The organism is uncultured Anaerococcus sp., assembly GCF_963510575.1.
In the GTDB taxonomy this organism is placed as follows: domain Bacteria; phylum Bacillota; class Clostridia; order Tissierellales; family Peptoniphilaceae; genus Anaerococcus.
Window position 1 is genome coordinate 1 of the sequence record NZ_CAUPFR010000094.1, and the last position, 6202, is coordinate 6202.

A 6202-nucleotide genomic window follows, 5' to 3' on the forward strand; every position below is an offset into this window, starting at 1 on the left:
ACAACCTAAGATTGAAACACTTGCTTTTTTGAGTATTTCATTAATTTCTGGGTCCTGTCTTTTTAAAATCTCATCTCTCATATCAACCCCCACCAACAAAGGAAAAGACTTCTACTTTTGCCCCATCTTCCAAGATAAATTTATCAAAATCCACTTTTTTAACCAGGTGGCAGTCAACTTCACAGGCCAAAAAATCCGGGTCGTAATTATTTCTTATTAAAAAATCCCTGAGATTTTCTCCCTCAACGAAGGAAACCTCCTTGTCATTTATCTTAATCACTCATTCACCCCCTCAAAAAAAGGCACAAAAAGGACAACCATACCCGAGGTGGTATGCCCCTTTAGTGCCATGACTCTCATTTTTTTAATTTTTCCAAGTCTTTTTGCATTAAAAAAGACCCCTCTAGGGGCCTTTAAACTCTAATTCTCAGCTTTCTTACGCAGGTTTTAACCTAACAAGTTTAAAGGGTTGATGTATATCTCTCAGCAAATTGCACCCCTAGCTACTAATATTATAAGGCAATTCCAAATAATTTCAATTTTATTTTTAACTAATATTTCAAATATTGAAATTGCTTATAAATTCTTTATTTTTTTGTATTTCACATAGGCGTTGGCAGTCATTAAGATGGCAGCAATTAGGATTAGCCACCAAACATCCCCACCCTTCCTAAATTGGAGGAAGGCTAGGAGGCAAACCAGGCCTGCACTTGCACAAGATGTGTAAAATTCAAGTTGGTCTAAACTATTTTTTCTCATCAATAACTGCCCTTAGGGTGTTCCAAGAAAGTAGGGCACAGTTTACCCTTTGTGGCATATTTTGAATATTCTTGAAGGCTACAGCATCTTCGAGTTCTTCAAGTTCTTCGTCTGTCACATCTTCTCTTTTGATCATCCTTTGGTAGATATCTGCCATTCTGTCAGCTTCTGCCATAGTTTTTCCTACAAGCATATCACACATTACAGATGTTGCAGCTTGGCTAATGGCACAACCATCACCTGTGAAGGCTGCGTCCACAATCTTATCTCCATCTAGTTTTAATTGCAAAACTATTTCATCGCCACAAGATGGATTGTGGCCGTCTTCCTTGATGTCAGGGTCTTCTAGGTCATGCTTGTTTGCTTGGTTTCTTGAATGATCTAGGATAATCTGACTGTAAATTTCTTGCATATCCATTATAGTCCCATCACCTTTCTTACTTCTCTTAAGCTTTTTGCAAAGATTTCAACCTCTTCTTTTGTGTTGTATATAGCAAAAGATGCCCTGGCTGTAGATGAGATTCCAAGATAGGTGTGTAAAGGCATGGCGCAGTGGTGGCCACTCCTTACAGCAACATTTTTAGAATCTAGGATAGAGGCTATATCGTGTGGGTGGATATCTTCGAAGGCAAAGGCTATAAGAGCCCCTTCTTCACAGCTTGTTGGATGGACAATTTTAATATTTTCTATGTCCTTGATTAAGTCGTAGGCATAGTGAGTTAATTCCATCTCGTGGGCGTGGATATTTTCCATGCCGATTTTTTCCACGTATTTTATAGCTTCTATGAGACCTATAACCCCACCAACATTTGGTGTTCCTGCCTCAAATTTTAGAGGTGGTTTGGCAAAGGTTGAATAATCTTCATAGACATATTCTATCATATCTCCGCCTAAGTTAAAAGGTTTCATCTTATCAAGAAGGTCATATTTTCCATAAAGAACTCCAATTCCCATTGGAGAATAAATCTTATGGCCAGAAAATACAAGAAAATCACAATCTAAGTCCCTAACGTCAATCTTTTTGTGAGCTACAAGTTGGGCCGCGTCTACGATAGTTGTGGCATTTACTTCTTTTGCCCAGCCTATTATTTTTTTGACATCAATAATTTCACCAGTCACATTTGACGCACCGGTAACTGAAACTATCTTTGTTTTTTCATTAATCTTTGCCTTTAAATCCTCATAGTCAAGTGAATGATCATCCTTAAGGTAGGCAAAAACAAGCTTAGCGCCTGTCGCCTTTGCCACCATCTGCCAAGGAACTAGGTTGGCGTGGTGTTCTAATATGGTAATTAAAACCTCATCGCCAGCCTTTAAATTATCAAGTCCATAAGAATAAGCAAGGAGGTTCATAGCCTCTGTTGCAGTCTTGGTGTAGACAATTTCATTTCTGGTTTTGGCATTTATAAATTTTCTAATTGCTTCCCTACCATTTTCATAGGCTTCTGTTGCTACCCAAGAAAGATAATGGGCACCTCTGTGAGGGTTGGCATTTTTATACCTATAATAGGTGTCAACTGCTTCTATCACCTGTCTTGGCTTTTGGCTGGTGGCAGCTGTATCTAGGTAGATTACGTCCTTGCCAACCTTCTTACCATCAAGATAGGGAAAGTCTTTTCTAATTTCTTCTACATTCATATTAGAACCTTGAATTTAGCTCGTGAACTTCGTCTGCAATTTTTTTGCGAAGATCTTCGTCTTCTATCCTATCAAGGGCTGGGGCAAAATTTGCCTCAAGCATCATAGATTCAGCTTGTCTTTTGCTAAAACCACGGCTCATGATATAAAATAGCATTTCCCTGTTCATCCTACCTACGCTTGCTGCGTGCTTTCCTCTTACTTCTCTTTCTTCGTTTAAAAGTACTGGGGCAGACTTATTTACAACCTCATCTGAAAGCATCATTGAATAATCACCAATCTTGCCATCAGCCTTGGTACAGCCACGTCTTAGGTCAACAATTCCCTTAAAGTTCTTAACTGCCTTATCTTTTAAAGCGCCATTAAACAAGGTATTTGAATCTGTGTTTATGCCATAATGCTCATTTACAGTCAAAAGGTCAAGGTATTCCTCTTTAGATTTGAAGTAAACTCCATTTTCAACTACCTTAGCTTCTTCGCCCCTAAGGATATTTCTGATATTAACCATGGATTTGGTAGCCCCGATTTCAATATAAGTCACATCAAGGTCTGCCCTATCGCCAAGTCTAGTTGCGATTGAGTTTAGGTTAGTAGATTCGTTTTTAAGATCAACTACCACCACAAGTTTAACCTTAGAACCATTTTCTAAGTTAACTAGGATTTGAGAATTTACAAAAACCTTACCCTCAGCAAGGTCTGAAAAACTTACCAAAAATGAAGAGGAAGTATTAGCCCTTGCGTTTATCTCAACATTTGACACAAGGATATTATTCTCATCGTTCATCTCTAGGTTTATAAATTCTGTTTGCCTGTTTTCATCAATATCAAAACTTAAGAAGTGGTTTCTAAAGTCTTTGTTTTCTTTATTTATTTCTTTGGAAAGTCCGTAAGTTTCGCCTTCAAAAGCTTTCTCTACTTGACTTAGGCCCTCTCCAAGAGTTTTTCCATAAAAAGGCTGGCTTTTAATTTCAACTCGGTCATAATCAGCGTTGTTAAGACCTAGGTAGGCCCAAGTTGGGGCCCTCATTTCATTTATCTTTGTCATCAGCCGTTTGCTCCTTCCAATTCCATATCAATCAAATTATTCATTTCAACTGCATATTCCAAAGGTAAGAGCTTAGAAATTGGCTCTGCGAAACCTCTTACAATCATTGATTTGGCTTCTTCTTCTGGAATACCCCTGCTCATTAGGTAAAATACCTGGCCTTGGTCAATTGAACCTATCTTTGCTTCGTGACCACAGTCTACATCATCATTTCTGATGTCTAAAACTGGGATGGTATCTGATTGACTTTCCTCTGAAATCATGAGGTTTTCACAGTCAACAGTTGATTTTGACCCTTGAGAATTTTTCCTCATAGCAACTAAAGAACGGGTCATGGACTTGCCATTGCCAGCTGTAATTGACTTGGTTAGGGCTGTTGAGAAAGTATTTGGGGCAAGGTGGATCATAGAGCAACCGTTGTCTATATATTGACCGTCACCTGCAAAGGTAATACCTGTATATTCTGCTCTCGCACCTTCTCCAGCGAGGATTGATGTTGGATAAAGCATAGAAACTTTTGAGCCAAAGGAACCTGATACCCAAATCATCTTGCCGCCTTCTTGGATGATGGCACGCTTAGTATTTAGGTTGTACATATTTCTAGACCAGTTTTCAATGGTAGAAAATCTAACTTCAGCGTTTTTACCGACAAAGATTTCTACAGAACCTGCGTGGAGGTTTACAACATTGTATCTTGGAGCTGAACAACCTTCGATAAAGTGAACTATGGAATTATCCTCAGCTATAATCATAGTGTGCTCAAATTGGCCAGCACCTGGTGCATTTAGCCTGTAATAAGATTGGAGCGGGATATCAACCTTAACTCCTTCTGGCACGTAAATTAAAGACCCACCTGACCAAACAGCGCCGTGTAGGGCTGCATACTTGTGTAATGTTGGTGGAATAGCCTTTTGGAAATATTTTTTAACTAGGTCTTCGTATTCCCTAACTGCTGTTGAAAAGTCAATGAAAATTACACCCTGGTCTGATAAGTGCTTTTGGATAGAGTGGTAAACTTCCTCACTATCGTATTGAGCACCAACACCAGCTAGAGATTCTTGCTCAGCTTGAGGAATACCAAGCCTGTCAAAGGTATCTTTTATATCTGATGGAAGGGCTTCCCAAGTAGATTTCTTATCTGTAGGTGGTTTTACATAGGTTGTGATATCTGCCATATTAAGTTCTGAAAGATCCGGACCCCATGATGGATTAGGAGTTTTCTCAAAAATTTCTAGAGACTTAAGTCTCCTCTTTCTCATCCATTCTGGTTCGTTTTTCTTATCGGATATCTCATTTACAATATCAGCATTTAAGCCCTTTTCTGTAATATCTGAATATATAAATTCATTAAAGAAATCATAGTAACCACGATCTATGTCCTTTAATTGTTCTTCAATATTAATCTCTTTCATATTACACCCATTCGTAGCCTTCGGCCTCAATCTTATCCATTAGGCTATCGTCACCAGTTTCTTGGATGACACCGTCTTTTAGGATGTGAACATAATCAGCCTTGATATTTGCTAAAATTTCCCTGTGGTGGGTGATGATAATAACTGATTTTTCCCCATCTAAGAAGTTTTCAATTCCTTCTGAAACAATCCTTACCGCATCTACGTCAAGACCTGAATCTGTCTCGTCAAGAAGGGCAAGTTTTGGATTAAGCATTTGCATCTGTAGGATTTCCGATTTCTTTCTCTCACCACCAGAAAAACCAACGTTTACATACCTATTAGCATAGGAAGAATCTAATTTTAAATCTTCCATTTGCTTGGTTAGCTTTTTGTTAAAGGCCAAAATTTTTGGTTTTTCACCAGTGACTTGCTCTTCAGAAATTCTTAGAAAATCAGCAAGCTTTACGCCTGGAATCTCATCTGGGTGTTGGAAGGACATGAAAATACCAAGTCTAGCCCTCTTATCAACGCTAAGATCTGTGATATCCTCACCTTCAAAGAAAATCTTTCCTTCCTTCACTGTGTAAACAGGATTTGCCATAATAGAATTCATAAGAGTTGATTTGCCTGAACCATTGGCACCCATAACTACATGGACTTCACCCTTACCAACTGTCAAATTTATTCCCTTTAGTATATCCTTATCCCCAGCCGAAACATGAAGATTTTCTATTTTTAATAAATCGCTCATAATTTACCTCTTTTTATCTATTTTTCGTTCTTTTAAATCATACCTTTTTACTATGAATTATCAATATACTAGCATTAATCAACATACCGTAAAAAATTAAAAAAACGAGCCGAAGCCCGTTAATAATAGTTAAAATTCATTCAATTTATTTTCAACTAAATCGATAAGACTTCTGACAGCTTTTTCTTCCTCATCGCCATCTGCTCTTATAACTATCTCATCGCCTTTAGAAGCACTCATGCTCAGAACTGACATGATAGACTTAGCATTATAACTCCTTCCAGCTTTCTCGACAGTTATATCACAAGGAAACTGAACGGCTTGTCTTATGAATATTGATGCTGGTCTAGCATGCAAACCAATTTCATTAGAAAGTGTTACTTTTTGTTCGTACATAGGGCCTCCTTTGTCAAATATTTATCATCCTATAATAGATATTACTATCATTTGAAAAATTTGCAAACGATTTTTTTGCTTTAAATATCCAGGATATTTATTATTAGCTATTTATTAATGTATATTTTTTTATTTTTATTTATAATATTTTCTTTTCCACCTGCGGTAATGGCATGGGTGGAATGTTTTTTTAAAATAATTCTGTGAAAGATTTTTTTA

Annotated in this window: 8 protein-coding genes and 1 riboswitch; all 8 genes read right to left on the reverse strand. The window is 37.6% G+C overall.

Features of this window, described 5'->3' with window-relative positions; translation table 11 throughout:
* Positions 1 to 82: 82 nt before the first annotated feature.
* The 8 genes from thiS to RQ907_RS07010 all read right to left on the reverse strand — a co-directional run bounded on the left by thiS (position 83) and on the right by RQ907_RS07010 (position 5983).
* Complete coding sequence (gene thiS / locus RQ907_RS06975; protein WP_311492659.1) at positions 83 to 280, reverse strand: sulfur carrier protein ThiS; 198 nt, start codon at positions 278 to 280, stop codon at positions 83 to 85.
* Positions 281 to 416: 136 nt separating this feature from the next.
* Positions 417 to 511: riboswitch (TPP riboswitch) on the reverse strand.
* 65 nt (positions 512 to 576) lie between these two features.
* A complete protein-coding gene (locus RQ907_RS06980) occupies positions 577 to 759 on the reverse strand; it encodes a hypothetical protein (protein WP_311492660.1) in 183 nt (60 codons plus the stop codon).
* A complete protein-coding gene (sufU, locus tag RQ907_RS06985) occupies positions 746 to 1177 on the reverse strand; it encodes a Fe-S cluster assembly sulfur transfer protein SufU (RefSeq protein WP_276887309.1) in 432 nt (143 codons plus the stop codon). The genes RQ907_RS06980 and sufU overlap by 14 nt, the downstream gene beginning before the upstream one ends.
* Positions 1177 to 2397 carry a cysteine desulfurase gene (locus tag RQ907_RS06990; RefSeq protein ID WP_311492661.1) on the reverse strand — a complete coding sequence of 407 codons (1221 nt, stop codon included), beginning with the start codon at positions 2395 to 2397 and terminating at the stop codon, positions 1177 to 1179. Before RQ907_RS06990 ends, sufU begins: the two co-directional genes overlap by 1 nt.
* Position 2398: 1 nt before the next feature.
* Positions 2399 to 3442, reverse strand: coding sequence for a SufD family Fe-S cluster assembly protein (locus RQ907_RS06995; RefSeq protein ID WP_311492662.1), 1044 nt, complete (start codon positions 3440 to 3442; stop codon positions 2399 to 2401).
* Positions 3442 to 4854: a Fe-S cluster assembly protein SufB gene (sufB, locus tag RQ907_RS07000; RefSeq protein WP_311492663.1), complete on the reverse strand. Its 1413-nt coding sequence runs from the start codon at positions 4852 to 4854 to the stop codon at positions 3442 to 3444. Before sufB ends, RQ907_RS06995 begins: the two co-directional genes overlap by 1 nt.
* A 1-nt stretch (position 4855) precedes the next feature.
* A complete protein-coding gene (gene sufC / locus RQ907_RS07005; protein WP_311492664.1) occupies positions 4856 to 5587 on the reverse strand; it encodes a Fe-S cluster assembly ATPase SufC in 732 nt (243 codons plus the stop codon).
* Between the two features lie 129 nt (positions 5588 to 5716).
* Positions 5717 to 5983: an HPr family phosphocarrier protein gene (locus RQ907_RS07010; protein ID WP_311492665.1), complete on the reverse strand. Its 267-nt coding sequence runs from the start codon at positions 5981 to 5983 to the stop codon at positions 5717 to 5719.
* Between the last annotated feature and the right edge of the window lie 219 nt (positions 5984 to 6202).